Annotated in this window: 27 protein-coding genes; 18 read left to right on the plus strand and 9 right to left on the minus strand. The window is 67.7% G+C overall.

Translation table 11 applies throughout. The features are described 5' to 3' along the window. The first annotated feature begins 120 nt into the window (after positions 1–120). From purE to KAQ61_RS16395, 3 genes are read left to right on the plus strand one after another with little or no spacing between them, the layout of a single operon-like run. Positions 121–615 carry a 5-(carboxyamino)imidazole ribonucleotide mutase gene (gene purE / locus KAQ61_RS16385; RefSeq protein ID WP_042416303.1) on the plus strand — a complete coding sequence of 165 codons (495 nt, stop codon included), beginning with the start codon at positions 121–123 and terminating at the stop codon, positions 613–615. Then, a complete protein-coding gene (locus KAQ61_RS16390) occupies positions 612–1787 on the plus strand; it encodes a 5-(carboxyamino)imidazole ribonucleotide synthase (protein ID WP_210929843.1) in 1176 nt (391 codons plus the stop codon). The genes purE and KAQ61_RS16390 overlap by 4 nt, the downstream gene beginning before the upstream one ends. Before the next feature lie 9 nt (positions 1788–1796). After that, entirely contained in the window at positions 1797–2795 is a 999-nt protein-coding gene (locus KAQ61_RS16395; RefSeq protein ID WP_210929844.1) for an L-threonylcarbamoyladenylate synthase, read from the plus strand. Positions 2796–3167: 372 nt separating this feature from the next. Here KAQ61_RS16395 and dacB read toward each other — a convergent pair whose 3' ends face one another. Continuing rightward, positions 3168–4559 (minus strand): D-alanyl-D-alanine carboxypeptidase/D-alanyl-D-alanine endopeptidase, encoded by a 1392-nt coding sequence (dacB, locus tag KAQ61_RS16400; RefSeq protein WP_244983100.1) that lies wholly within the window; start codon positions 4557–4559, stop codon positions 3168–3170. 167 nt (positions 4560–4726) lie between these two features. On the opposite strand from dacB, the gene tsaB reads away from it, so the two are divergent. The 4 genes from tsaB (at position 4727) to corA (ending at position 7921) form a co-directional block, all read left to right on the plus strand. Further along, positions 4727–5425: a tRNA (adenosine(37)-N6)-threonylcarbamoyltransferase complex dimerization subunit type 1 TsaB gene (gene tsaB / locus KAQ61_RS16405; RefSeq protein ID WP_210929846.1), complete on the plus strand. Its 699-nt coding sequence runs from the start codon at positions 4727–4729 to the stop codon at positions 5423–5425. Between the two features lie 71 nt (positions 5426–5496). Then, entirely contained in the window at positions 5497–5931 is a 435-nt protein-coding gene (gene rimI / locus KAQ61_RS16410; RefSeq protein ID WP_244982925.1) for a ribosomal protein S18-alanine N-acetyltransferase, read from the plus strand. Beyond that, positions 5922–6731, plus strand: coding sequence for a uracil-DNA glycosylase family protein (locus KAQ61_RS16415; RefSeq protein ID WP_210929847.1), 810 nt, complete (start codon positions 5922–5924; stop codon positions 6729–6731). Before rimI ends, KAQ61_RS16415 begins: the two co-directional genes overlap by 10 nt. 203 nt (positions 6732–6934) lie before the next feature. Continuing rightward, complete coding sequence (corA, locus tag KAQ61_RS16420; protein ID WP_042416278.1) at positions 6935–7921, plus strand: magnesium/cobalt transporter CorA; 987 nt, start codon at positions 6935–6937, stop codon at positions 7919–7921. A 156-nt stretch (positions 7922–8077) separates the two neighbouring features. On the opposite strand, the gene otnI is transcribed toward corA, so the two are convergent. The 4 genes from otnI to KAQ61_RS16440 all read right to left on the minus strand — a co-directional run bounded on the left by otnI (position 8078) and on the right by KAQ61_RS16440 (position 11440). Next, the gene (otnI, locus tag KAQ61_RS16425; protein WP_210929848.1) at positions 8078–8899 is read right to left on the minus strand and encodes a 2-oxo-tetronate isomerase; all 822 of its coding nucleotides are present in this window, start codon (positions 8897–8899) and stop codon (positions 8078–8080) included. Positions 8900–9038: 139 nt separating this feature from the next. Continuing rightward, positions 9039–9623 (minus strand): methionine biosynthesis protein MetW, encoded by a 585-nt coding sequence (gene metW, locus KAQ61_RS16430; RefSeq protein ID WP_042416273.1) that lies wholly within the window; start codon positions 9621–9623, stop codon positions 9039–9041. Then, positions 9620–10750, minus strand: a complete 1131-nt coding sequence (gene metX / locus KAQ61_RS16435; protein WP_210929849.1) for a homoserine O-succinyltransferase MetX — start codon at positions 10748–10750, stop codon at positions 9620–9622. Before metX ends, metW begins: the two co-directional genes overlap by 4 nt. A 111-nt stretch (positions 10751–10861) precedes the next feature. Then, entirely contained in the window at positions 10862–11440 is a 579-nt protein-coding gene (locus tag KAQ61_RS16440; RefSeq protein ID WP_183302682.1) for a TMEM165/GDT1 family protein, read from the minus strand. A 465-nt stretch (positions 11441–11905) separates the two neighbouring features. Here KAQ61_RS16440 and KAQ61_RS16445 point away from each other — a divergent pair, with 465 nt between their 5' ends. Together KAQ61_RS16445 and KAQ61_RS16450 are read left to right on the plus strand one after the other, a co-directional pair. After that, positions 11906–12250: an RNA recognition motif domain-containing protein gene (locus KAQ61_RS16445; RefSeq protein ID WP_042416267.1), complete on the plus strand. Its 345-nt coding sequence runs from the start codon at positions 11906–11908 to the stop codon at positions 12248–12250. Between the two features lie 214 nt (positions 12251–12464). Continuing rightward, entirely contained in the window at positions 12465–12899 is a 435-nt protein-coding gene (locus KAQ61_RS16450; protein WP_043378435.1) for an RNA recognition motif domain-containing protein, read from the plus strand. A 95-nt stretch (positions 12900–12994) separates the two neighbouring features. Here the strand turns inward: KAQ61_RS16450 and lptC are convergent, their stop codons facing one another. Genes lptC through KAQ61_RS16465 form a run of 3 tightly spaced genes read right to left on the minus strand, consistent with a single transcriptional unit; the run spans position 12995 to position 15152 of the window. Then, complete coding sequence (gene lptC, locus KAQ61_RS16455; protein ID WP_154164819.1) at positions 12995–13594, minus strand: LPS export ABC transporter periplasmic protein LptC; 600 nt, start codon at positions 13592–13594, stop codon at positions 12995–12997. After that, on the minus strand, positions 13591–14151 hold the full coding sequence (locus KAQ61_RS16460) for a KdsC family phosphatase (RefSeq protein ID WP_210929850.1): 561 nt from the start codon (positions 14149–14151) through the stop codon (positions 13591–13593). Before KAQ61_RS16460 ends, lptC begins: the two co-directional genes overlap by 4 nt. After that, positions 14151–15152 carry a KpsF/GutQ family sugar-phosphate isomerase gene (locus KAQ61_RS16465; protein ID WP_244982926.1) on the minus strand — a complete coding sequence of 334 codons (1002 nt, stop codon included), beginning with the start codon at positions 15150–15152 and terminating at the stop codon, positions 14151–14153. The genes KAQ61_RS16460 and KAQ61_RS16465 overlap by 1 nt, the downstream gene beginning before the upstream one ends. Positions 15153–15416: 264 nt before the next feature. Between KAQ61_RS16465 and KAQ61_RS16470 the strand changes: the two genes are divergently transcribed. From KAQ61_RS16470 to cobJ, 7 genes are all read left to right on the plus strand, one after another. After that, positions 15417–15974, plus strand: coding sequence for an adenine phosphoribosyltransferase (locus KAQ61_RS16470; protein ID WP_045265806.1), 558 nt, complete (start codon positions 15417–15419; stop codon positions 15972–15974). Positions 15975–16121: 147 nt separating this feature from the next. After that, positions 16122–17198, plus strand: a complete 1077-nt coding sequence (locus KAQ61_RS16475; protein WP_244982927.1) for an Lnb N-terminal periplasmic domain-containing protein — start codon at positions 16122–16124, stop codon at positions 17196–17198. A gap of 66 nt (positions 17199–17264) precedes the next feature. Continuing rightward, a complete protein-coding gene (locus KAQ61_RS16480) occupies positions 17265–19202 on the plus strand; it encodes an esterase/lipase family protein (RefSeq protein ID WP_210929851.1) in 1938 nt (645 codons plus the stop codon). 62 nt (positions 19203–19264) lie between these two features. Next, the gene (locus KAQ61_RS16485; RefSeq protein WP_210929852.1) at positions 19265–20686 is read left to right on the plus strand and encodes a precorrin-3B synthase; all 1422 of its coding nucleotides are present in this window, start codon (positions 19265–19267) and stop codon (positions 20684–20686) included. Continuing rightward, positions 20608–21237, plus strand: a complete 630-nt coding sequence (locus KAQ61_RS16490; protein WP_210929853.1) for a precorrin-8X methylmutase — start codon at positions 20608–20610, stop codon at positions 21235–21237. Before KAQ61_RS16485 ends, KAQ61_RS16490 begins: the two co-directional genes overlap by 79 nt. Next, positions 21227–21991 (plus strand): precorrin-2 C(20)-methyltransferase, encoded by a 765-nt coding sequence (cobI, locus tag KAQ61_RS16495; RefSeq protein WP_210929854.1) that lies wholly within the window; start codon positions 21227–21229, stop codon positions 21989–21991. The genes KAQ61_RS16490 and cobI overlap by 11 nt, the downstream gene beginning before the upstream one ends. Continuing rightward, positions 21985–22800 (plus strand): precorrin-3B C(17)-methyltransferase, encoded by an 816-nt coding sequence (gene cobJ / locus KAQ61_RS16500; protein WP_210929855.1) that lies wholly within the window; start codon positions 21985–21987, stop codon positions 22798–22800. The genes cobI and cobJ overlap by 7 nt, the downstream gene beginning before the upstream one ends. Here cobJ and KAQ61_RS16505 read toward each other — a convergent pair. Next, positions 22761–23528: a cobalt-precorrin-6A reductase gene (locus KAQ61_RS16505; protein ID WP_210929856.1), complete on the minus strand. Its 768-nt coding sequence runs from the start codon at positions 23526–23528 to the stop codon at positions 22761–22763. The two genes, cobJ and KAQ61_RS16505, sit on opposite strands and share 40 nt — an antisense overlap. Here KAQ61_RS16505 and cbiE point away from each other — a divergent pair. Together cbiE and KAQ61_RS16515 are read left to right on the plus strand one after the other, a co-directional pair. After that, on the plus strand, positions 23527–24726 hold the full coding sequence (cbiE, locus tag KAQ61_RS16510) for a precorrin-6y C5,15-methyltransferase (decarboxylating) subunit CbiE (protein ID WP_210929857.1): 1200 nt from the start codon (positions 23527–23529) through the stop codon (positions 24724–24726). The two genes, KAQ61_RS16505 and cbiE, sit on opposite strands and share 2 nt — an antisense overlap. Beyond that, the gene (locus KAQ61_RS16515; RefSeq protein WP_244982928.1) at positions 24723–25193 is read left to right on the plus strand and encodes a cobalamin biosynthesis protein; all 471 of its coding nucleotides are present in this window, start codon (positions 24723–24725) and stop codon (positions 25191–25193) included. Before cbiE ends, KAQ61_RS16515 begins: the two co-directional genes overlap by 4 nt.

The raw sequence follows: 25193 nt of genomic DNA on the forward strand, positions 1-25193 counted from the left end.
GCAATTTCAAGCCTGGGCGGGCGGCACCGCCCGCGCACGACCCTGCACGCGCGCGGGCGCCCCCATAAAAGTAAAATCGAAGGTTCCACTAGGCCGGGCCACAGCCGCCCCACAGAGAACATGAACCCCATCCAGATCGGCGTCGTCATGGGTTCCAGCAGCGACTGGGACACGATGCAGCACGCAGTAGCCATCCTCCAGCAGTTCGGTATCGCTTTCGAAGCGCAGGTAGTCTCCGCCCACCGCATGCCGGATGACATGTTCCGCTACGCCGAAGCTGCGGCCGAGCGTGGCCTGAAGGCCATCATCGCCGGGGCCGGCGGGGCCGCCCACCTGCCCGGCATGATTGCCGCCAAGACCCCCGTGCCCGTGCTGGGCGTGCCCGTGGCCAGCCGCCACCTGCAGGGCGTGGATTCGCTGCACTCCATCGTGCAAATGCCCAAGGGCGTGCCCGTGGCGACGTTTGCCATCGGCAACGCCGGTGCCGCCAACGCGGCCCTGTTTGCCGTGGCCCTGCTGGCCAACGAAGACCCCGCGCTGCGCGCCCAGCTCAACGCCTTCCGCGCCGAGCAGACCGACGCCGCGCGCGCCATGACCCTGCCGGTGAACGCATGAGCCACGCCGACGATCGCGCCGTGATCCTGCCCGGCGCCACGCTGGGCGTGCTGGGCGGCGGCCAGCTGGGCCGCATGTTTGCCCACGCAGCCCAGGCCATGGGCTACTTCACCGCCGTGCTGGACCCGGATGCCACCAGCCCTGCCGGCCGGGTCAGCCACCACCATGTGCGCACCGGTTACGAGGATGCACAGGGCCTGGCCGAGCTGGCCACGCTGTGCGCGGCCGTGACCACCGAATTCGAGAACGTGCCCGCAGCGGCCCTGAACCGGCTGGCCAAAAGCCTGCCCGTCTCGCCGGCCGGCGCCTCGGTCGCGATTGCCCAGGACCGTGCGGCCGAAAAAGCCCACTTCGTGAAATGCGGCGTGCCCTGCGCACCCTATGCCGTGATCGAAACGGCCGCCCAGCTGGCAGCCGTCAACGACGCGCTGCTGCCCGGCATCCTGAAGACGGCCCGCATGGGCTACGACGGCAAGGGCCAGATCCGGGTCAAGACCCGGGCCGAGCTGGCCGCCGGCTGGGAGGAGCTGGGCCAGGTGGCCTGCGTGCTGGAAAAAATGCTGCCGCTGGCGCACGAATGCTCGGTCATCGTCGCGCGCGGCCGCAATGGCGACATCGTCAACCTGCCGGTGCAGCGCAATCTGCACCGCGACGGCATTCTGGCCGTAACCGAGGTGTATGCCGGCAACCTGCCCGCCGCGCAGGCAGAGCAAGCGGTAGCCGCTGCGAAATCCGTAGCTATCGGCCTCGACTACGTGGGCGTGCTGTGCGTCGAATTCTTTGTGCTGGACAACGGCCAGCTGGTGGTCAACGAGATCGCCCCGCGCCCGCACAACAGCGGCCACTACAGCCAGAACGCGCTGGATGTGTCGCAGTTCGAGCTGCAGGTGCGCTGCATGACCAACCTGCCCCTGGTGCAGCCGCGCCAGCACAGCGCCACCGTCATGCTGAACCTGCTGGGCGACCTGTGGTTCAAGCACGGCGACACCGCCCAGACGCCCGCCTGGGCGCAGATCCTGGCCCTGCCCGGCGCCCACCTGCACCTGTACGGCAAGGTCGATGCCAAGCGCGCCCGCAAGATGGGCCACCTGAACATCACCGCGGCCACGCCCGAGCAGGCCCGCGCCACTGCGCTGAAGGCCGCCGACATCCTCGGCATCCCGGCGTTTTAAGGAACTGACGTGATTCTGGATGGAACGCTGGACGCCTCGGTGCAAGCCGCTGCGCGGGCCCTGCAACAAGGCCAGCTGTTGGGCCTGCCCACCGAAACGGTCTACGGCCTGGCCGCCGACAGCGACAACGACGCGGCCGTGGCGCAGATCTTTGCCGCCAAGGGGCGCCCGGCCAACCATCCGCTGATCGTGCACGTGGCCGACGCCGCCGCCATCACCCGCTATGCCCAGGCCGTGCCGGTGTTTGCCCAGCAACTGATCGACGCGTTCTGGCCGGGCCCACTGACCCTGATCCTGCCGCGCCTGCCGCAGGCCGCCAAGGCCTCCACCGGCGGCCAGGACAGCGTGGGCCTGCGCTGCCCCAGCCACCCCGTGGCGCATGCGGTCCTCCAGGCCTGCCAGCAGCTGAATCCGCCGGTCTGGGGCGTCTCCGCCCCCAGCGCCAACAAGTTCGGCCGCGTCAGCCCCACCACGGCCCAGCACGTGGCCGCCGAGTTTGGCGACGCGCTGCTGGTGCTGGACGGTGGCGCCTGCGAGGTCGGCATTGAATCGACCATCGTCGACTGCACGCGCGGCGTGCCCGTGCTGCTGCGCCCCGGCGCCATCACGCGCGACGACATTGAACGTGCGTGCGGCACCCGACCACTCTCGAAAGAAGAGCTGCCTGCACAGACCCCACGCGCTTCAGGCACACTTTTGGCCCATTACGCACCGAATGCCAAGGTGCGCCTGATGGACGCTGGGCAACTGCAGTCCGCGCTGGACCTGCTGGGCCCCGAGGGCCGGCACATCGCCGTCTACCACCGCAGCCCGCTGCGGTCCGCCAGCCGCGCCATCCACCTGCGCGCCATGCCCGGCGATGCCCTGGCCACGGCGCGCGAGCTGTTTGGCACGCTGCGCGACTTTGACGAGCTGGGCGTGCGGCTGATCTGGATCGAGACCCCGCCCGACAGCGCCGACTGGGAAGGCGTGCGCGACCGCCTGCAGCGCGCTGCGGCAGCAGGTTAACTACAGTTAAAGAGTCACGCACGAGACACTTTTCACACCTTCCACATCCTTAGATTTATCGATCTAGAAATACAAACCAGCTAGGAGGGAAAGTGAAATTAATTGTGGCTCTCAGCTTGCTCGCCGCGGCATCTCTATCTGCATGCAGTGCACCGCCTCGCTATGCCTACGTCAAAGAAGGGGCATCTACGCATACAACGCGCTCCGATATGTCTAAGTGCGAGTACAACATCAAGCTTCAAAAAACTCCTATTGGAGAGCGTGATGCACTTCAGAAGCTATGCATGGAAGGTGAGGGCTATCGCCTTAAACGCATAAATTAAACACGGGCATAAAAAAAAGAGCACTCAAAGGTGCTCTTTTTTTATGCACTCAATCCTGGGCTACCCAGTCCACCAAGGCATCCAGCACCGGTCTGGCGGCCCCGGCATTCGGGTGGTTGACCATGGCCACCAGCACATAGCGCTGGCCGCTGTAGCCATGCACATAGCCCGCCAGGCTGTTCACATCGCGCAGCGAGCCGGTCTTCAGGTGGGCGTTGGCGCTGGCCTTGCTGCGGCGCAAGGTGCCGTCCGTGCCGGAAATCGGCAGCGAGGCCACGAACTCCGGCATCACCGCCGAATGCCAGGCCGCCTGCAGCATGCGCCCCAGGGCCTGGGCGCCGATGCGGGCGTTGCGGCTGAGGCCCGCGCCGTTGTCCACCACCGGCATCTCGGCCGCCGCCCAGCGCAGCTGCCACCACTGGGACAGGGCCGTGCGCCCGGCATCAAAGCTGCCCACGCCCATGCGCTCCTTGCCCAGGGTCAGCAGCAGCTGCTGCGTCATCACGTTGTTGCTGAACTTGTTGATGTCGCGCACCACCTCGCCCAGGGCGGGCGAGACGTTGTCCCAGGCAGGCTTCAGGCCGGGCGGCACCTGGCCATCGCGCACGCGGCCGGTGATCTGCCCGCCCATGCTGCGCCACATGCCCTCCACGGCCCGCGCGGCAAAGCGCTCGGGGCCGGCCAGGGCCACGGGCCAGTTCTTGTCGCCACAGCTGGCCGGGTAGCGGCCCAGCAGCTGGATGCGCTGCGGGTCGCTCCAGTCGGCCTGCAACTGGGTGCGCCAGTCGCCGCAGGCCGTGCCGGCCGGGGCCAGGGGCACGCTGGCCGGCGCCTGCACGCCCGCCATCGGCAGCTCGTAATGGATGCGCGCCACGCCCGCGGCCGGGTCTGGGATGAAGCCCAGCACCTGGGTCTTGTAGTTGATCAGCAGGGCGTCGGGGCCCGCGTTGTAGGGCCGGAAGGGTTCGTTGTCGAAGGCCGCCGCATCGTGGCCGGAGACCTGGAACGCGCTGTGGTCCAGCACCACATCGCCGACGATGACCTTGACCCCCATGCCCTGCAGGCGCCCCAGCAGCAGCCACAGCCGCTCGGACACCAGCTTGGGGTCGCCCGCGCCCTGGATGTAGACCGTGCCCCGGAACGCGCCCTGGTCCACCACGCCGTCCAGATAGACCGGCGTGCGCCAGACATAGGCCGGACCCAGTTGCTCCAGGGCGGCATAGGTGGTCACCAGCTTCATGACCGAAGCCGGGTTCATCGCCGTGCGGGTCTGCCACGCCAGGCGCACCGGTTGCTGCGCCTCGACCGGCGCGGCATAGATGGACACGGCCTCGCGTGGAATCTGCGCCCGCGCCAGCGCGGCCTCCACCGGCGCCGGCAAGGACTGGGCCAGCGCCCCACCACCGGCGGCGAGCACACCGCCCGCCACCCCCAGGCGCATGCTGCGCCACCACATACGTTCAGACATAGCCGCAAAGTGTAGGGGCTGCACCGGCCAGCGTGCGCCACGCGGGTTTGCGCCAGGGCCCGCACGCGCGCGCCGCCACCGGCCGATAATTCGCAGCTTTGGCGCCACCGCGTGCGCCCTCTGCCCTGGCCGCCCACCCCATGAATCTGCTTGCCTTCGACACCAGCACCGACACCTTGTTCATCGCCCTGCAGCGCGGGACAGCGCTGTGGCAGCACCAGGCGGCCGGCGGCGCCAACTCCTCGGCCACCCTGCTGCCCAGCATCCAGCAAGGCCTGCAGGCGCTGGGCCTGCAGTTCGCGGACCTGGATGCCATCGTCTTCGGCCGCGGGCCGGGGTCCTTCACCGGCCTGCGCACCGCCTGCGCGATTGCCCAGGGGCTGGCCCTGGGGGCCGGCAAGCCGCTGCTGCCCGTCGACACCCTGCTGGCCGTGGCCGAAGAGGCCCGCGAGCAGCATGGCCTGACCGACGTCATGGCGGTGCTGGACGCCCGCATGTCCGAGGTCTACCACGCCGGCTACCGCTGGGCCGAGGGCCTCTGGCACGCCACGCACGCCCTCGGCCTGTGCGCCCCCGAGGCACTGCAGGTGCCCGAAGGGCTGAGCGTGGTGGGCAACGCCAAGGCCGCCTATGCCGAGCGCCTGGCACCCCAGGCGACACACCTGCCAGCCCTGCCCACGGCCACCGCCCTGCTGCGCCTGGCGCCGCGGCTGATGGCCGACGGTCACTTGGTGGACGCTTCCTACGCCCTGCCGCTGTACATCCGCGATAAGGTGGCCCTGACCACGGCCGAGCGCGAAGCCGCACGGGCCGCCAGCCAACCCGCCCCGCACGCATGATGCACCGCCAGCCCTCGCCGCTCCCCGCGCCTACGGTGCCGCCGCGGGCCCCGCCCTGCGCGCTGCAGCCCATGACCGAGGAGCTGCTGGACAGCATCCTGACCATCGAGAACGTGGCCTTCACCCACCCGTGGTCCCGCGGCAACTTTGCCGATGCGCTGCGCAGCGGCTACCACGCACAGGTGCTGCTGGACGGGGACACCGTGCTGGGCTACTTTGTCGCCATGCAGATCCTGGACGAGGTGCACCTGCTGAACCTTACAGTCTCGCCGCTGCACCAGGGCCAGGGCCTGGCCCGCACGCTGCTGGGGGCCCTGTGCGACTGGAGCCGCCACACCGCCCACGCCCAGTGGCTATGGCTGGAGGTGCGCGAAAGCAACCAGCGCGCACGCCGTTTGTACGAACACTATGGATTGGCCCAGGTGGGGGCGCGCAAGAAGTACTATCCGGTGCACCATGGCGAACGTGAAACCGCCATCTTGATGAGCATGTCCCTATGGCCCTGAACCTCGACACCCGCCAACGCGCCATGCTGCAGGACATGGGCATCACCATCTGGTGGCCCAAGCCCGCAGCGGGGGCACCCGTGCCCGCGGCGGCCCCGGCCGTCGCGGTGGTGGCCGTGGCGGACCCGGTGGCGGCACCCGCGGTCGCCGTACACCCTGCCGCGCCCCCAGTGCCCACCGCAGCCCCCACGCCCGTCGCCCCCGCAGTGGCGGCAGCAGTGCCTGCGCCGCAGCCGCGTGCCCAGGCGGTGCCCGACCCAGCGGCCGAGGCCGCACCGGCCACGGCCTGGCGCATGGCCCCGGCCGTGCAGGCCTATCCCCAGGCTGGTGGCGGCAGCGCCGACGATGGCTGGCTGGTGATCTGGGAAGGCCCGCACCCGGGCGCCCCGCTGACCGGGGACAGCGGCAAGCTGCTGGACAACATGCTGCGCGCCCTGCGCCTGCACCACAGCGCCCATGTCTGGATCGCCGGGGTGCAGCGCCCCGGCAGCGAAGCCTTGTCGGCCGCCGGCCTGGCGGCCGAGGCGGTGGACTGGCAGCCGCTGGACCAGTCCCTGCCGCACTGCCTACAGCACACCCGCCCGGCCCGCGTGCTGGTGCTGGGCCTGCATGCGGCCCGCGCCGTGCTGGGCAGCGAGGAAGCCCTGGGCCGCCTGCGCGCCCAGGTGCACCAGCTGCACGGCACGCCCGCCGTGGTCAGCTACGACCCGGCCTACCTGTTGCGTTCACCGCACGCCAAGCCGGCCGCCTGGGCCGATCTGTGCCGCGCCCACGCGCTGCGCCCCCCCCCGGCGCCCTGAGCCTGCGCCCGAAAGGCCCCGGCCCCCTGTCCACCAGGATGCCCGGCATAATTGAGGGCTTGTCATATTTTGGAGATAACTCCGTGGAAACCTACCCTAGTTGGTAGCTTCCATCCTCTCCCAGTGCCCGATGGCCAACGCGGAAGGATTGGAAGCGCACCCTGCATCCCCGCCAAAGCCACAACAACATTTGGGAGAGCTGCATGCTCAATATCTTTTCGCTGTCCAATGGCCGTCTGGTCCAGGAAGAGATCGAATCGCTGGAAGAACTCAAGCAGTTCCAGCCCATCTGGGTCGACCTGGAGTCGCCCACCCTCGAGGAAAAGCGCTGGATCAAGCAGCACTACGGTCTGTCGATTCCCGAAGACGCGACCGACGAGGACATCGAGGAATCCGCCCGCTTCTATGAGGAAGACAACGGCGAGCTGCACATCCGCAGCGACTTCTTGGTGGACGACGAGGACGACCCGCGCAGCGTGCGCGTGGCCTTCATCCTGAACCAGCACAACACCGAGCTGAAAAGCTGCGGCGTGCTGTTTTCCATCCACGAGGAAGACATCCCGGTCTTCCGCCTGCTGCGCCTGCGTGCGCGCCGCGCGCCCGGACTGATCGAAGAGGCCAAGGAAGTGCTGCTCAAGCTCTTCGACGCCGACGCCGAATACTCCGCCGACACGCTGGAAGGCATCTACGACGACCTGAAGAAGGTCAGTGCCCAGGTGCTGGACGGCAACGTCACCGACAGCGACGCCCAGACCGTGCTGGCCGACATCGCGCGCCAGGAGGACCTGAACGGCCGCATCCGCCGCAACATGCTGGACACGCGCCGCGCCGTCAGCTTCATGATGCGCAGCAAGATGCTGAATGCCGAGCAGTTCGAGGACGCACGCCAGATCCTGCGCGACATCGAGTCGCTGGACAGCCACACGGCCTTCCTGTTCGACAAGATCAACTTCCTGATGGACGCCACCGTCGGTTTCCTGAACATCAACCAGAACAAGATCATCAAGATCTTCTCGGTGGCCAGCGTGGCCCTGCTGCCGCCCACGCTGATCGCCAGCGTCTACGGCATGAACTTCCGCGTCATGCCCGAGTTGGAATGGGAATACGGCTACGTCTACGTGCTGCTGCTGATGGTGCTCAGCGCCGTGGGGCCCATGCTGTACTTCCGCAAGCGCGGCTGGCTCAAGTAAGGCGGCAGGCAATCCAAAAAAGGAGCAGCTGGCGCGCGCTCCAAGCCAATTTCAGGTGGTTTAACGTCTGAAATCAAGGCAGAACGCGCGCCACACGCTCACTTTTTCACCCATCTTTCGCAGCCACGGTGGCCACACCGCGCGGCCGCCGCGCCCTCAGCCCATGCGGCAGGCGGGGTGCGCCATCCAGCCCAGCCCCTGGCTGGTGCCGTGGCGCGGGCGGTATGCACAGCCCACCCAGCCGCTGTAGCCCAGGACATCGATGAGGTCGAACAGATAGGGGTAGTGCAGCTCGCCCCCATCCGGCTCGTGCCCCTCCGGCACGCCCGCCACCTGGATGTGGCCGACGCGCCCCGTGGGCAGGTAGGTGCGCAGCTTGGTGGCCACATCGCCCTCCATGACTTGGCAGTGGTACAGGTCCATCTGCACCTTCAGGTTGGGTGCCGCCACGGTCTGCACCAGGCTGTGGGCCTGGTCCTGGGTCTGCAGGAAATAGCCCGGCATGTCGCGCCCATTGATCGGCTCGACCAGCACCTCCACCCCCACGTCGGCGGCGGCCTGCGCCGCCCAGCGCAGGTTCTCGTGGGCCGTGCTGACCAGGGCTTCGCGCGCCAGCGCGTGCGGCACCAGGCCGGCCATGACGTGGATGCGCGGGCAGCCCAGCACCCGGGCATAGTGCAGGGCCTGCCAGACGCCTTCGCGAAAGTGGGCCTCTTCCCCGGGCATGCACAGGCTGCCGCGCCGCCCGGCCTCCCAGGCCTGGGCCATCTCCGCCAGATTCCCGCCCCCGGCCGGGGCGTTGAACAGCACCTGCTGCAGGCCATGCTGCGCCAGCTGCTGCGCCAGCTCCTCGGCCGCGTAAGCATAGGGAAACAGGTACTCCACCGCCCGGAAACCGTCCCGGGCGGCCGCACCGAAGCGGGCCAGGAAAGGCAGCTCGGTGTACATCAGCGAGAGGTTGGCGGCACAGCGGGGCATGGCTGCATTATGGGAAATTGCACCGCCGCCGCTTTGACGCTGGTCGGTTGGTGGCCACCCCGCGTCGTCGCGGCCCTCCGGCTCACCCCGAGGGCACCGGGGTCATGCCGGCGCGCGGCCGGCCCGCCCACGGTCGCGCCTAGCCCCGCTCCAGGCAGAACACGGCCGTGCTGGCGCGCAGATTGGGCCAGCTGCGGATGACCTGGCCTTCGCGCAAACCAAAGGCATCGACCACGTGCAGCCGGTTCTTGTGCGCCAGCACCTCGAAGTCCTTGAACGTGCCCACGCGGATGTTGGGCGTGTCGTACCACTGGTAGGGCAGGTGGCGCGTCACCGGCATACGCCCGCGCAGCACCGAGAAGCGGTTGGGCCAGTGCGCGAAGTTGGGGAAGCTGACCACGCTCATGCGGCCCACGCGCGCGGTCTCGCGCAGCATGGTCTCGGTGTTGCGCAGGTGCTGCAGCGTGTTGATCTGCAGCACCATGTCGAAGCTGTTGTCCTCGAAGATGGCCAGGCCGTCGTCCAGGTTCAGCTGCAGCACGTTGATGCCGCGCTGCACACAGGCCAGCACGTTGGCGTCATCGATCTCCACGCCATAGCCGGTGCAGCCCCGCTCGCGCTGCAGGTACTGCAGGAAGCTGCCGTCGCCGCAGCCCAGATCCAGCACGCGGGCGCCCTGGGGCACCAGCTGTGCCAATGCTTGCATGGTGGGGGTCGCGCTCATGCGGTGAACTCCTTGGCAATGCCGTCAAAGTAGGCGCGCATCGCGGCCAGATAGCGGGGGTCGTCGAGCAAGAAGGCGTCGTGCCCATGGGGCGCGTCGATCTCGGCATAGCTGACGTCGCGCCCGTTCTGCAGCAGGGCCTGCACGATCTCGCGGCTGCGCCCCGGCGCAAAGCGCCAGTCGGTGGTGAAGCTGACCAGGAAGAACTTGGCCAGACTGCGGGTCAGCGCCGCCTTCAGACTGCCGCCGTACTTCTTGGCAGGGTCAAAGTAGTCCAGCGCACGCGTGATCAGCAGGTAGGTGTTGGCGTCGAAGTAGCCGCTGAACTTGTCGCCCTGGTAGCGCAGGTAGCTCTCGATCTCGAACTCGATGTCCTGCGTGGTGAACTGGATGTCGGGGCCGTTGCGCAGGGCACGGCCGAACTTCTGGTTCATCACATCGTCGCTCAGGTAGGTGATGTGGCCGATCATGCGGGCGATGCGCAGCCCGCGCTGTGGCACTACGCCGTGGGCGTAGAAATCACCGCCGTGGAAGTCCGGGTCGGTGACGATGGCGCGGCGCGCCACCTCGTTGAAGGCGATGTTCTCGGCGTTCAGATTGGGCGCACTGGCCACCACCACGGCGTGGCGCATGCGCTCGGGATACTGCAGGGTCCAGCTCAGGGCCTGCATGCCCCCCAGGCTGCCGCCCAGCACGGCAGCCAGTTGTGCGACGCCCAAGCGATCGAGCAGCAGGGACTGGGCATTGACCCAGTCCTCCACCGTCAGCACGGGAAAGCTGGAGCCATAGACCTCGCCGGTCTCCGGGTTCGTGTGCATAGGACCGGTCGAACCAAAGCAGGAGCCCAGGTTGTTGACGCCAATGACGAAGAACTTGTTGGTGTCCACGGACTTGCCGGGGCCGATCATGTTGTCCCACCAGCCCTCGCTCTTGGGCTGGCCGGCGTACACGCCCGCCACGTGGTGCGAGGCATTCAGCGCATGGCAGACCAGGATGGCGTTGGAGCGATCGGCATTCAGCGTGCCATAGGTCTCGTACGCAAGGGTGTAGTCACGGATGTGCTTGCCGCTTTGCAGCGGCAGCGCATCCGGAAAGTGCATGGTTTGTGGTGTGGCGATGAAGGACATGAAAAAACCCGGCATCGCTAAAAACGAGGCCGGGTTCTGTGCAAGCGGTTTCGTCTTTAGCAGGATTTATAAAGCGCCCGCAAGCAGAAGCAAATCGGCGCATGCGGGTCATTATGCCAAACCCGGCACCCCTGTAGCAAACAAGGCCACCACGCCCAGCACCAGGAAGATCAGCGCCGAAATCACATGCACCAGGCGAATCGGCACCTTCTTGACCAGCTTGTCACCCAGCCACACCACGGGGGCATTCGCCAGCATCATGCCCAGCGTCGTGCCCAGCACTACCCACAGGTAAGCGTTGTACTGCGCGGCCAGCATCACCGTGGCGATCTGCGTCTTGTCGCCCATCTCGGCCAGGAAGAACGCCACCACCGTGGTGCCGAACACCCCCCAGCGCGAATGCCCGGCCACCTCGTCATCTTCGAGCTTGTCCGGGATCAGCATCCAGACTGCCATGGCGATGAAGGACAGGCCCAGGATCCAGCGCATGGCGTCGGGCCCGATCATGGCGTTCACCCACGAGCCGACGGCACCGGCCAGGCCGTGATTGACCACGGTGGCAACAAAAATGCCCAGAACAATCGGCCAGGGTTTGCGAAAACGTGCGGCAAGGACCAGGGAGAGCAACTGCGTTTTGTCGCCCATTTCAGCCAGGGCAACAATACCGGTCGAGACGAGGAAGGCTTCCATAAGGTGGGGGAAGGTTATACGGCCGGACTGAACACGCATTGACTGCCGCCGCGTCCAGCCTGGATACGGTTGCAGCCAATGGTCTTGCCCAGCTTTTGAAGCCGCATGCACCATAGCGCACTCGCGCCAAGTCTGTTGATACATGCTTTTGGCGCATTGCACGCCAAACGGACTACTCCCCAAAGACGGGAGCTATTGTAGCGATTTGCAATATTTATCGCCTTCCGCCCAAGCACACCACTGTTATCAAGATGGAATTGCGGGTTAATACGAGTGCTTTGTTGTATAGGAGCACAAATTTGACAAAACCCCAGTGACCTCCAGAGAGCTTGCGACATAATGGGCTCGCTCCCGGGTACTCGGGTACAGGAGCAAGTGCGTTTGCGTCTCTAAGGTAGGTCAAGCCTCAGGTTGGCTTTCGGTTAGGGCTCCATCGCGTTTCAAGTCTTTTTCTAGGAGTCCTCCATGGGCAACAAACTTTACGTGGGCAACCTGCCTTACGCTTTCCGCGACAACGACCTCGAGCAGGCGTTCTCCGAATTCGGCGCTGTGCAAAGCGCCAAGGTCATGATGGAGCGTGACACCGGCCGTTCCAAGGGCTTCGGCTTTGTGGAAATGGGCAGCGATGCTGAAGCCCAAGCTGCCATCCAAGGCATGCACGGTCAAAACTTCGGCGGCCGCGATCTGGTCGTGAACGAAGCACGCCCCATGGAACCCCGCCCTCCCCGTAGCGGTGGCTTCGGCGGTGGCCGTGGCAACGGCGGCGGCTTCGGCGGCGGTGGTTTCGGTGGTGGCCGTAACAGCTACTAATCCCGAACGAGCGTCTTGACGCGACGCTCCATAAAAAAAGGAACCGCAAGGTTCCTTTTTTTATGGCCGTTTTATTTTTCCTAAACCGCTTGTATTTCCATAAAAACTCTGCGGATAATGTTTCTGCGGAATTTCCGCTTTCTGTTTACCAATCCCAACAAATGGGTGCTTTCAAGATATCGGCACCGTATTGGTTTCGGCTGAGGAGCGAGTGATGGGCAGTAAGTTGTATGTAGGCAATTTGCCATATGGCGTTCGCGATCACGATTTGGAACAGGCTTTCGTGCCATTTGGCACAGTGGCCAGTGCCAAAGTCATGATGGAGCGCGATACCGGGCGTTCCAAAGGCTTTGGCTTTGTGGAAATGGGCAGTGACGCCGAGGCCAGTGCAGCCATTCAGGGCATGAATGGCCAACCCCTGGGCGGCCGCAGCCTGGTGGTCAATGAAGCGCGCCCCATGGAGCCCCGCCCGCCCCGTTCCGGGGGCTACGGCAGCTATGGCGGCAACCCGAATGCAGGCAACAACGGGTTTGCCGGCCGCGGGGAAGGCAGCTTTCGCAGCCCCTATGGCACCGGCCCACGTGGGCGCGGCAACCCAGGTTATGGACAGAACCCCGAAGGGGGAAACCGATTCAAGAACGACCATTAACTTCTTGCAAAATAAAAAAGGCCCCGAGGGCCTTTTTTATTTTGCAAGAATAATCCTACATTTATATTTCTTATATTCTTACGCAGCCGTATTCATCACTTGCGTGATTCGATCACACCCCGCACCCGCCCCTTGAGTTCAATCACTTGGGACAGATTGTCGTAATTCATGCTGTCTCCGACAAAACGGCTTCCGCCGCGTGTCAGCACGACGGGCAAATGGGAGCGAACGCGCTCTTCCTTCGTCCAGGCGTGCAGAAACTCGCCCTCCACCTGCAAAGCCGCCTGGGGCTGACCGGGCACCACGCGCCGTACCTTGGCATCCCCCCACAGCTGCACCTCAGAGGCGTCCGAATTGCTGATACCGCGTTGGGCGGCAGAGGTCGTGACCGTGCCATCCGGCGCAATGCTGCGCGTGCGCACCGCATCCACTTCCAAGGTGTCGGACAAGGGCAAATGGCGCGCCATATCCCCCTGGATCACACTTTGCAGACGCCCGCTGGCGTCGAACTGGTGCACCGAAAAATCACGCATCGTGTAATCCGGGTCGGCCGATGCCACCTGATCCACCGGACCTGCCAACGGCTTGGGGGCATTGCGCACCAGCCACCACGTGCCCAAGGCCAGCACTGCCATCAGCATGATGGGCAGGTAAATGGACAGCTGCTCCCAGACGCGTTGCAAGGTTTTTTTCATCGCAGATAGGTCTCCAGCAAGCGGTGGTAGTGCCCACCGGCCTGCAGCAGCAGATCACACAACTGGCGCACCGCTCCCTGGCCACCAGGCAGGTCGCTCACCCAATCGGCGCGGGCCAGATTTTCCACGTGGGCGTTGCGCGGTGCGCACGCCAAGGCACAGCGCTGCATCACGGGCAGATCAGGCCAGTCATCGCCCATGGCGGCGGCTTGGTTCCAATCCAGCCCCAGGCTGTCCAGAATGGACTGCGCAGCCGGCACCTTGTCTTCGGTGCCGTAGACAGCATGCTGCACCCCCAACTGCTTGAGGCGCAAGCGCAGCGGCGCGGAATCCCGCCCCGTGACCACCGCAGGCACGATTCCCGCCTTCTGCAGCAGCTTGATGCCGTGCCCATCCAGGGTGTTGAAGCGCTTGAGGGTCTCGCCGTGCTCGCTGAACAGCAGGCCCCCGTCGGTCAGCACGCCATCCACATCCAGGAACACCACCCGCACCTGCTGGGCCTTGGCAAGCACCGAGGCCTCGCAACGCACCGACCTGTCCATTTGCATTTCGTCCATCAGATCACCTTGGCCAACATCAGGTCCCGGATATGGACCATGCCCACCAGAGTCCCTGCTGCATCCGTGACCAGCACCGACGTGATGCCGTGTCGCTCCATCAACTGGGCCGCATCGGCTGCGAGGGCATCGGGACTGATCGTGCGAGGTTGGGGGTGCATCAGGTCTGCGGCCTTGGCCGCACGTAGATCTGTGCCGTCTTCGATGCGGCGGCGCAGGTCACCATCCGTGAAGATGCCCAGCACCCGCCCTGCGGCATCCACCACCGCACTGGCCCCCATGTTCTTGGCGCTGATCTCGCGCATCAGGCGGTCAAATCCGTCCTGCTCCAGCACGCGCGGCACGTCGTCACCACTGCGCATGACATCGCGCACATGGGTCAACAGTTTGCGGCCCAAGGCACCGCCGGGGTGGGACAGCGCAAAGTCTTCGGCCTTGAAGCCGCGCGCCTCCAGCAGGGCGGCCGCCAGGGCATCGCCCAGGGCCAGCTGCACCGTGGTGCTGGCGGTGGGCGCCAGATTCAAGGGGCAGGCTTCCCGCTCCACGCTGGTGTCCAGCACCCAGTCCGCGTGCTTGGCCAGGCTGGAGGTCAGGCCCCCGGTCATGCCGGCAATCCGCACGCCCTGGCGCTTGAGGGCCGGCAGCAGCGATGTCAGCTCGTGGCTCTCGCCACTGTTGGAGATCGCCAGCACCATGTCCTTGTCGGTCACCATGCCCAGGTCGCCATGGCTGGCCTCGGCCGGGTGCACAAAGAAGGCCGGGGTGCCGGTCGACGCCAGGGTGGCGGCGATCTTGCGCCCAATGTGACCACTTTTGCCCATGCCCATGACCACCACGCGCCCGGGCGTCGCCAGCATGGCCTGTGCCACCTGCACGAAGCGATCATCCAGCCGCTGGGCCAGCGCCTGCAGCGATTGGATTTCAATGGTCAAAGTCTCACGCGCCGTGGCCAGGGCCTGCGACGCGCCCAGTACGGGCGAGGTCGGCATGGGGATGTTCATGGACGGATTTTATCGGGGCGGCCGAGACCCCGCCGCCCCATCGGACCTACGCCTAGCGCAAGCAGGGCCAGGGTGGTGGCTCCGCCGCAGAAACCACCCACGGGCGCCGACCTGATCGCGCGTGCCACTGCGTCAGAATCCGCCACTGATTACACTTTTTGCATTCACCGCCTTGCGACCGGCAAGGCCCTTCGTTTCCAGCAGGAGCGCTGCCGATGCAGCCCCTGCCCCAGCAGCCTTTTGCGGCTTTGAAAACTGCGTCCCATGTACACCACCAGCGTCAACGACTACCTTCGCCAGCACATCCGCACCGTGTCCGACTGGCCTGCGCCCGGCGTGCAGTTTCGCGACATCACCCCGTTGCTGCAGGACCCGAAGGTATTCCGCGTGTTGATCGATGCCTTCGTGCACCGTTACATGGATGCCGACAAGCGCCCCGACGTGGTGGCAGGTCTGGACGCGCGGGGCTTCATTCTGGGCGCTGTCATTGCCTATGAGCTAAACGTGGGCTTCGTGCCGATTCGCAAAAAAGGCAAGCTGCCCTTCACCACCGTCGAGGAAACCTACGAGCTGGAATACGGCAGCGCCACCGTGGAGCTGCACACCGATGCAGTCAAGCCTGGGGACAAGGTCCTGCTGATTGACGACCTGATTGCCACCGGCGGTACCATGATGGCCGGCAAGAAACTGATCGAGAAGCTGGGCGCCACCGTCATGGAGGGCGCCGCGATTGTCGACCTGCCCGAGCTGGGTGGCTCCGAGCTGCTGCGCACCACCGGCAAGCTGCCGCTGTTCACCCTGGTGGATTTCGCCGGTCATTGAGGCCTGCGTCCTCCTTGTGGTGCACACCCCGCCGGCCCTGCCGGCTTTTTTGTACCTGTGCCCCGGGGACCACAGATACATACCGTGACAGCGTTCACCGATGTGTCACGGCAAACTTGGTTTGTTTACATTTTCACCTTGCTCCCCATGCCCTACCCCGCCAGCCACCGTTTCATGCCTGTCACCCAGCGCTGGCGGCGTGGACTGGGGGCGCTGACCTGGCTGCTGGTGTGCCTGGGGGCCATGCTGTGCGGCGCCTGGGGCGGCACCGCCCTGTACCTGGAAGCCCCGCAGACCCACAACATCGCGACAGCCCTGGCCCTGGTCTGGGGATTCGCCTGGCTGGTGCTGCTGGGCTACGGCGCGCTGCAACGGCGCACCCTGCCGGTGATGGCCGGCGGGCTGGTGCTGATGCTGGCCTTGCTGGCCTGGTGGAGCACCCTCACCCCGCGCAGCGACCGGCGCTGGGCCGATGACGTCGCGCACTTGGTCGAGGCCGCGCCCGAATACAACGCGCCCCAGCACATCCAGCTGCGCCATGTGCGCAACTTCATCTGGCGCAGCGAGACCGACTACACCCCGCGCTGGGAAACCCGGAACTACGATCTGGCACGGCTGCGCAGCGTGGACGTGGCACTGTCGTATTGGATGGGACCGGCCATCGCCCACACCCTGGTGTCGTTCGGGTTCGACAACGGCGAGCACGTCGTGTTCTCCGTGGAAATCCGCAAAGAGCAGGGCGAGCACTTCGACGCCCTGGCCGGCTTCTTCAAGCAGTACGAAATGGCCCTGGTGGCCGCCGACGAGCGGGACATCCTGGCCGTGCGCACCAACGCCCGAGGTGAAGAGGTGCACCTGTACCGCGCGAAGCTGTCGCCCGCCGCCATGCAGGAGCTGTTCCTGGCCTACGCCCAGCAGGCCTCGCAGCTGGCGCAAGCGCCGCGCTTCTACCACACGCTCACGGCCAACTGCACCACCATCGTCTGGCAGCTGGCACGGCGCATCGGACAGGAACTGCCCCTGGACTGGCGCCTGCTGGCCTCGGGCTACCTGCCGGAATACCTGCGCGACGCCGGCGGCCTGGAATCCATGCAACCGCTGCCGCTGCAGCGCAGCAACGGCCACATCAACGCCCGCGCGCAGAGCTGGCAACCCGCCCCCGGCCTGGACGACACCCAGGCCAGCATCGACTTTTCGCGCCACATCCGCGCCGGCATGCGCTAGCCGGCCCCGCCTGCGGCCACCGGTCCGGCATGGCATGGCATGGCATGGCGCCTACACTCGCGCACTATGACGCTGTTTTCGCCCTCCCGCTGGCACCTGGGGCTGGTGCTTGCTCTGGCCACCCTGCTGACAGGGTGCGCCGGTGTCACCGTCCGCACCACCGATCCGGCCACCTACCTGGCCGAGCGGCGCAGCGACGTGCTGACCTCGGGCGAACTCAGCCCCGCAGCGCAGGAGGCGCTGCGGGTGCTGGACCTGGACAGCAAGCGCTGCCTGGCCGACGTCCCCTGGTGCCACTACACGATCGCCACCGCCACCGGCCTGTACGACGAGCAGCGCATGGCGACGCTGGCCGAGCTGTGGATCCTGCAGGCGCGCAAGGCGCAGCAGGTACCCTCGCTGCCCGGCACACGCACCCCCGAGGATGTGCAGGCTTGGCTGGAAGCCGCACGCCACGCCTGGGCCTACCTGTTTTTCACCCAGCGCAAGCCCAGCGACCGGGCCTTCGAAGACCGCCAGGTCCAGGTGCGCGACTACTACAACCACGCCGTACAACAGGCGGTCACCGGCCTGTTCGCGTTGCGCGGCGAGGCCGCCCCGTCCGCGCCCATCACCCTGGGCAGCTGGCACCTGGCCTCGGACTTCTCGGGCGTCTGGCTGCCCGCCAACAAGAACATCCCCAACGAACTGGTGCCCGCCACCTCGCTGCGCTTTTCCGGGCTGCGCAACCAGTACCGCCGCGATGGCTTCGGTGCCGAGCTGGTGGCCGTGTTCCAGAGCGATGCGGACCGCTATCTGGCACGCACCGCCCAGGGCATGCTGGAAGGCCCGCCACGCCCGCCCTACCAGGAGTCGCTGTTTCCCGCCGTCACCGTGGTGCTGAACTTTGCAGGGCAGACCCTGGAAGAGGTCCTGTCCACGCGCGAGGTGCAGCTGCAGGCCTTCGACCCCTACCGTGTCCGCCAGGTCGAGCTGGCCCGCACCAGGGTGCCGCTGGCGGGCAACTTCTCCTCGGGCTACGGGCTGTGGCTGGCGCGCTCCGGCTTTGCCACCCAGGCGCTGCGCACCCTGGTGGGGCTGAGCAACGGCATCGTGCGCCCCAGCATCTACCTGATGCAGCCCTACGACCCGAACCGACGCACCATCGTCATGCTGCACGGACTGGCCAGCAGTCCCGAGGCCTGGATCAACGTGGCCAACGAGGTGCTGGGCGACGAGAACCTGCGCCGCAACTACCAGATCTGGCAGGTCTACTACCCCACCAACGCCCCGCTGGCGCTGAACAACCAGGCCATTCGCCAGGCCTTGCAACGCACGCTGCAGCACTTTGACCCGCAGGGCACGGCGCGTGCCTCGCAGGACATCACCCTGGTGGGGCACAGCATGGGCGGGGTGCTGGCCCGCCTGATGGTCAGCAGCACCCAGGGCCAGGTGCTGGCGTCCATCACCGACACCTACGGCCTGGACCCAGACCAGCTGGACGAACAGCTGCGGCCGTTTGTCGAATTCGAACCCGTGCCCCAGGTCAGCAGCGCCATCTTCATCGCAGCCCCGCACCGCGGCACGGACTTTGCCAACAACCGCATCGCGCGCTGGGTGTCCAACCTGATCACGCTGCCGTTCTCCATGGTCGAGCAGTTCGCCGACCTCACGCGCCAGCTGGCCCACGCCTCGCCACGCATCGGCAAGGACTCGCTGCTGCGCATCCCCAACAGCATCGACAACCTCAGCGACGCGGACGAGTACGTGCGCCTGATGGCCAACCTGCCAATCAGCCCCCGCGTGCGCTACCACTCCATCATTGGCAACGACACGCCCAACCTGCCGCTGGCCGACAGCAGCGATGGCATCGTGCCCTACCGCAGCGCCCACCTGGAGGGGGCCGCCTCGGAGCTGATCGTGCCCTTCAGCCACAGCGTGCAGGAACACCCGCGCGCCATCGTGGAAATCCGCCGCATCCTGCACAACCAACTGCTGCCAAGCAACGCCCCAAGCAAGCCATAAGTCCAGATGGGTCAAGGGTCCGCCCGCGCAATCCCGCCACAATTTTCGACATGGAACCCCACATGCCCCCCACCTCTCCGCGCATCAAGGGCTGGTGCCCGGGCGCCTGGCAACCCATGGCTTCGGGCGATGGGCTGGTCGTGCGCGTGCGCCCCCCGCTGGGCCGATTGAGCGCGGCGCAGGCCGTGTTGCTGGCGGAGCTGGCCACCCGCTATGGCAGCGGAACGCTGGAGCTGTCGAACCGTGCGAATGTCCAGTTGCGCGGTGTGGACCCGCAGCAGCACGGCGCCGTGCTGCAGGCCCTGGCCGCGGCGCAGCTGCTGGATGCCGACGTCCGCCAGGAACAGCTGCGCGCCATCGTGATCGACCCGCTGCACCAGCCCGGCGACGGGGTGCTGGCCAGCGCCCAGGCCCTGCAATCCGCGCTGCAACAGACACCGGAAGAAGTGCTGCAGGGCCTGCCGGCCAAATTCGGCTGGCTCGTCGCTGGGCATCAGCACGCCCTGCTGACCACGGTTCCTGCCGATGTGCGCCTGCTGTGCCTGCCCGCGGAGCACGGCGCACCAGCGCCCCACCGCTGGTGGGTCCAGCCCGAGGGCGTGGACCAGGCCCTGGCCTCCCCCACGCTGGAGCACGCCATCGCCTGCGTGCTGCTGCTGGCCGGCTGGAGTGCCGCACAGGCACGCCAGCGCCGCGCCCAAGGGCTGCACCCCGGGCGCATGGTCAGCCAGCTGGCGGCCTACCACAGCCAGCACCAGCGCCTGCCCGACTGGCCCCTGCCCCCAGGGGTGCGCTGGCACACCCCGCCTGTGACCCACCCGGGTGGCGATGCGGAGCCCGCGCCGGGCTGGACGGCCGCAACCGGCTATCTGGTCGCGGCGCCCCTAGGGCGCGTTTCCGCCGCCGCGCTGGCCCGGTTGGCCCAGGCCCTGCCGCACACCGCCGGCGCACACGGCACGCCCCCGGAGCTGCGCATCACGCCCTGGCGCATGCTGTGCATCGAAGGCGTGGAGTCCCCTGCGGCAGACCCCTGGGCACGCCAAGCCGGGCTGGACCAGGCGGCGCACTGGATCACCACCCCCACCGATCCGCGCCTGCGCATCTCAGCCTGCACGGGTGCCCCGGGCTGCGACCAGGCCCTGGCGCCCACGCAAGCCCTGGCGCTGGCGCTGGCGCCGCAAATGCCCGCCGGCAGCCACCTGCACATCTCGGGCTGCGCCAAGGGCTGTGCGCGCCAGCGCCCGGCCACCGTCACGCTGCGCGCGCAGCGCAGCACCGATGCCGAGGGCCGCGCCCACACCAGCTTCGCCGTGGTGCGCGAGGGCACGGCCGGCGATGCCGCCTGCCTGGAGCTGCCGGCGTCCGGCCTGCGCGACAATCCACGCTTGTTCTCCGAAAAGATTGCATGGCTCACGTCTACGAAACCCATGGCGCCGAAATCTACCGCCAGTCCTTTGCCACCATCCGCCGCGAAGCCGATCTGACACGCTTCACCCCGGGGGAGGAGCGCGTCGCGGTGCGCATGATCCATGCCGCCGGCATGGTCGAACTCGCACCCCACATCCAGTTTTCCCCCGACCTGTTCGCAGCCGGGCAGCAGGCCCTGCAGGACGGCGCCCCCATCCTGTGCGATGTGCGCATGGTCAGCGAGGGCATCACGCGCTCACGCCTGCCGGCCAACAACCCCGTCATCTGCACCCTGCAGGACCCCGGCGTGGCCGAACTGGCCGCCCGCATGCACAACACCCGCAGCGCTGCCGCGGTCGAGCTGTGGCGCCCCCACCTGGCCGGTGCCGTGGTCGCCATCGGCAACGCCCCCACCGCGCTGTTCCACCTGCTGAACATGCTGCAGCAGCCCGACTGCCCGCGCCCCGCGGCCATCATTGGCTGCCCCGTGGGCTTCATCGGTGCCGCCGAATCCAAGGAGGCACTGATGCAGGACCTGCCCGTGCCCGCCATGATCGTGCGTGGCCGCCTGGGCGGCTCGGCCATGACCGTGGCCGCCATCAACGCCCTGGCCAGCCATGTTGAATAAGCCCGCGATGGTGCCCCCCACGGGCGTGGTCTGCGTGGGCCTGGGCCCCGGTGACCCGGAACTCATGAGCGTCAAGGCCGACCGCCTGGTGCGCCAGGCGCGCCATGTGGCCTTTTTCCGCAAGCCCGGCCGCCCCGGCAAGGCGCGCCAGGCCGTGCAAGGCCTGCTGGCCGAGGACGTGGTCGAGTACGCCATGGAATACCCCGTCACCACCGAACTGCCGGTGGACAGCGAGGCCTATGTGCAGCAGCTGTCGCGCTTCTACGACCAGTGGTGCGAACGGCTGGCCGCGCTGGCCCGCCAGACGCAGGTGGTGGTGCTGTGCGAGGGCGACCCCTTCCTCTACGGCTCCTTCATGCACCTCTACACCCGCCTGCAGGCGCGCGGCGACGTGCCCGTGGACGTGGTGCCCGGCATCCCCGGCATGGTGGGCTGCTGGCATGCCACCGGCACCCCCATCACCTGGGGCGACGACGTGCTGAGCGTCATGACCGGCACGCTGTCCGAGGACGAGCTGGTGCGCCGCATGCAGACCGCCGACGCCCTGGTCATCATGAAAGTGGGGCGCAACCTGCCGCGCATCCGCCGTGCACTGCAGCGCTGCGGCCGCACCGAGGCCGCCTGGCTGGTGGAAAACGGCACCACCGCCCAGCAACAGGTCCAGCGCCTGCAGGACGTGGGCGATGCGGCCTGCCCCTACTTCGCCATCGTCCTGGTCCATGGCCAGGGCCGCCGCCCGGAGGCCGCATGGTGAGCCCCGCCGGACGCCTGAGCATCGTCGGCCTGGGCCCCGGGGCCCTGCCGCAGACCACCCCCGAGGTGTGCGCCGCCCTGCAGCAGGCCACCGATGTGATTGGCTATGTCCCCTACGTGGAGCGTGCCCGCGCCCTGCTGCAGGCCCAGACCGCGGCAGACGTGGACGCCATCCGTTTCCACGCCTCGGACAACCGGGTCGAGATCGACCGCTCGCGCCATGCGCTGGCGCTGGCCGCGCAAGGCCACCGCGTGGTCGTCGTCTCCTCGGGGGACCCCGGGGTGTTTGCCATGGCCAGCGCCGTGCTGGAAGCCGTGGACCACGCCGCACCCGCCGAAGCCGCGCTGTGGCACACGCTGGACATCCAGGTGCTGCCCGGCATCACCGCCATGCTGGCGGCCGCCGCGCGCGCCGGGGCCCCCCTGGGCCATGACTTTTGCTGCATCAACCTGTCGGACAACCTCAAGCCCTGGTCGGTGATTGCCAAACGCGTGCAACTGGCGGCCGAGGCCGACTTTGCCATGGCCTTCTACAACCCGCGCTCCCTCAGCCGGCCCGAAGGCTTCAACCGCCTGCTGGCACTGCTGCGCACGCACTGCGAGCCCGAGCGCCTGCTGGTCTTTGCCCGCGCCGTCTCCACGCCCGAAGAGCGGCTGACGGTGTGCGCCCTGCAGGACGTGCAGCCCGAGATGGCCGACATGCGCACCGTGGTGCTGGTCGGCAACAGCACCACGCGCCGCGTGGGGCCGTGGATCTACACCCCGCGTTCCTACGGCAGGGACGCGGTGGCGCCGGGCACGGCGGCATGAGCCAGCCAGTGCATCACCGCGTCCACCTGGTCTGTGGACGCGCGCGCCGGCACCTGCGGGCGCTGCACCATGATGACGCGCAGGCCCAAGGCCCGCGCCGCCTCCAGCTTGCCACGCGTGGCCTCGCCCCCGGCGTTCTTGGTCACCAGCCATTCGATGCCGTGGGTGGCCAGCAAGGCGCGCTCGGCCTCGGCACCGAAAGGGCCACGCGCTACCAGCACCGTAGCACCCTGCACAGGCAGAGAGCCCGCTTCCGGCACATCCACCACCCGCAGCAGATACTGGTGCTGCGGAATCTGGCTGAATGCCGCCAGCTGCTTGCGGCCCACGGCCAGGAAGACGCGGGCCGGCGCTGCCGGCAAGGCGCGGGCGGCCGCGTCCATGTCGGCCACCATCTGCCAGCGGTCGCCGTCCTCGGGCTGCCAGGCGGGGCGTTCCAGCGCCAGCAAGGGCGTGCCGGTCTGGGCGCAGGCCGCGCAGGCATTGCGGCTCATCTGTGCGGCAAACGGGTGGGTGGCATCCACCACGTGGCTGATGCCCTGGCTGCGGATGAACTGCACCAGCCCCTCCACCCCGCCAAACCCGCCGCAGCGCGTGGGCAGGGGCTGGGCGGCGGGCTGGCGGGTGGCGCCCGCATACGAAAACACCGCGGGCACCGCGGCCTGGTGCAGGCGGCGGGCCAGCAGGCTGGCATCGCTGGTGCCACCCAGCAGGAGAACATGTGTCATGGCTGATCCGTGGCTGACCTTGGTCGGAATGAACGAAGACGGGCTGGAAGGCCTGAGCGCCCCGGCACGCCGTACCGTGGAGGCGGCACACACCATTTTCGGTGCACCGCGCCACCTGGAGTTGGCCCAGGCCGGCGCGCGGGGCCGCGCCTGGCCCATCCCCTTTGATCCCACCCCCGTCCTGGCCTTGCGCGGCCAGCCGGTGGTGGTGCTGGCCTCGGGCGACCCGTTCTGGTTTGGGGCCGGGGGCACACTGGCCCAGCATCTGCAGCCCCACGAATGGAACTGCCACGCCCAAAGCGCCACATTCTCGCTGGTGGCCGCCCGCCTGGGCTGGCGGCTGGAACACAGCGTGTGCCTGGGCCTGCACGCCAGCCCCGTGGCGCAGGTGCTGCCGCAGCTGCGGGCCGGGCGCCAGCTGATCGTGCTGCTGCGCGACGGCGCCGCCGTGGTGGACTTTGCCGGCTGGCTGCAGGCCGAAGGCTGGGGCCGCAGCACGCTGTGGGTGCTGGAGGCCGTGGGCGGCCCGCGCGAACGCTGCCGCATGCTGGCGGCCGAGGCCGTCGCCACCGCCCTGGCCGAAGACCCGGCGCAATCGCCGGTCTGCGTGGCTGTGCTGGCACAGAGCGCGCAGCAGGAAGGCCTGCCCACCACCCCGGGCCGGCCCGACGCTTGGTACGCCCACGATGGCCAGATCACCAAGGCCCCCATCCGCGCCATGACGCTGGCCGCCCTGGCACCGCGCCACGGTCAATGCCTGTGGGACATCGGCGGGGGCTCCGGCTCGATCTCGGTGGAGTGGTGCCTGGCCGGGGGCCAGGCCATCACCATCGAGCAGCACGCCACGCGCGTGGCCAACATCACGCGCAACGCCCAACGTTTTGGTCTGCAGCAGGCGCTGCGCTGCATCCACGGCACAGCGCCCCAGGCCTTGCAGGATCTGCCGCGGCCGCAGGCCGTGTTTGTGGGCGGCGGCTTCGATGCCACCCTGTTTGAACATCTGCAGGCGGCCATGCCCGCGGGCTGCCGCCTGGTGGTCAACGGCGTGACGCTGGAAACCCAGGCCCTGCTGGTCCAGCTGCACGCCAGCCACGGCGGGCAGCTGCAGCGGCTGGAGTTGTCCAGCGTGGAGGCCCTGGGCCGCATGCGCAGCTGGAAGGCCGCGCGCCCGCTGGTGCAGTGGGTGTGGCAGCGGTGAACGCCCCGTTGACCCTGGTGGCAGGCCTGGGCCTGCGCGCCACGGCCCGTGCGGACCACCTGCAGGCGCTGTGGCAACAGGCCTGCGACTGGCTGGTGCAGCAACCGGCCTGGCCGGCAGGCCAGGCACCGACCGTCACCACCCTGGCCGTGCTGGCGCACAAGGCCGACCACCCGGCCCTGCAGGCCTGGCGCGCGCAACTGCCGTGGGCCACGCGCCTGCTGGCCCTGCCGCCGGCGCAGCTGGCCGGCCAGCCGGTGCCTACCCAGTCGGCGCGCCTGCTGGCGCGCTATGGCACGGGCAGCGTGGCCGAGGCCGCCGCACTGATAGCCGCCGGCCCCGGCGCACGGCTGTGGCGGCCGCGCTGGGTGACTGCCGACGGCTGCGCCACGCTGGCGCTGGCCTGCGCCACCCCGTCTTTTGATTGTGTATCCGGAGAGGCTATCGCCTCTCCCCTTGAGGAGTAA

The organism is Comamonas aquatica (assembly GCF_018064205.1).
Lineage (GTDB): Bacteria > Pseudomonadota > Gammaproteobacteria > Burkholderiales > Burkholderiaceae_C > Comamonas > Comamonas aquatica.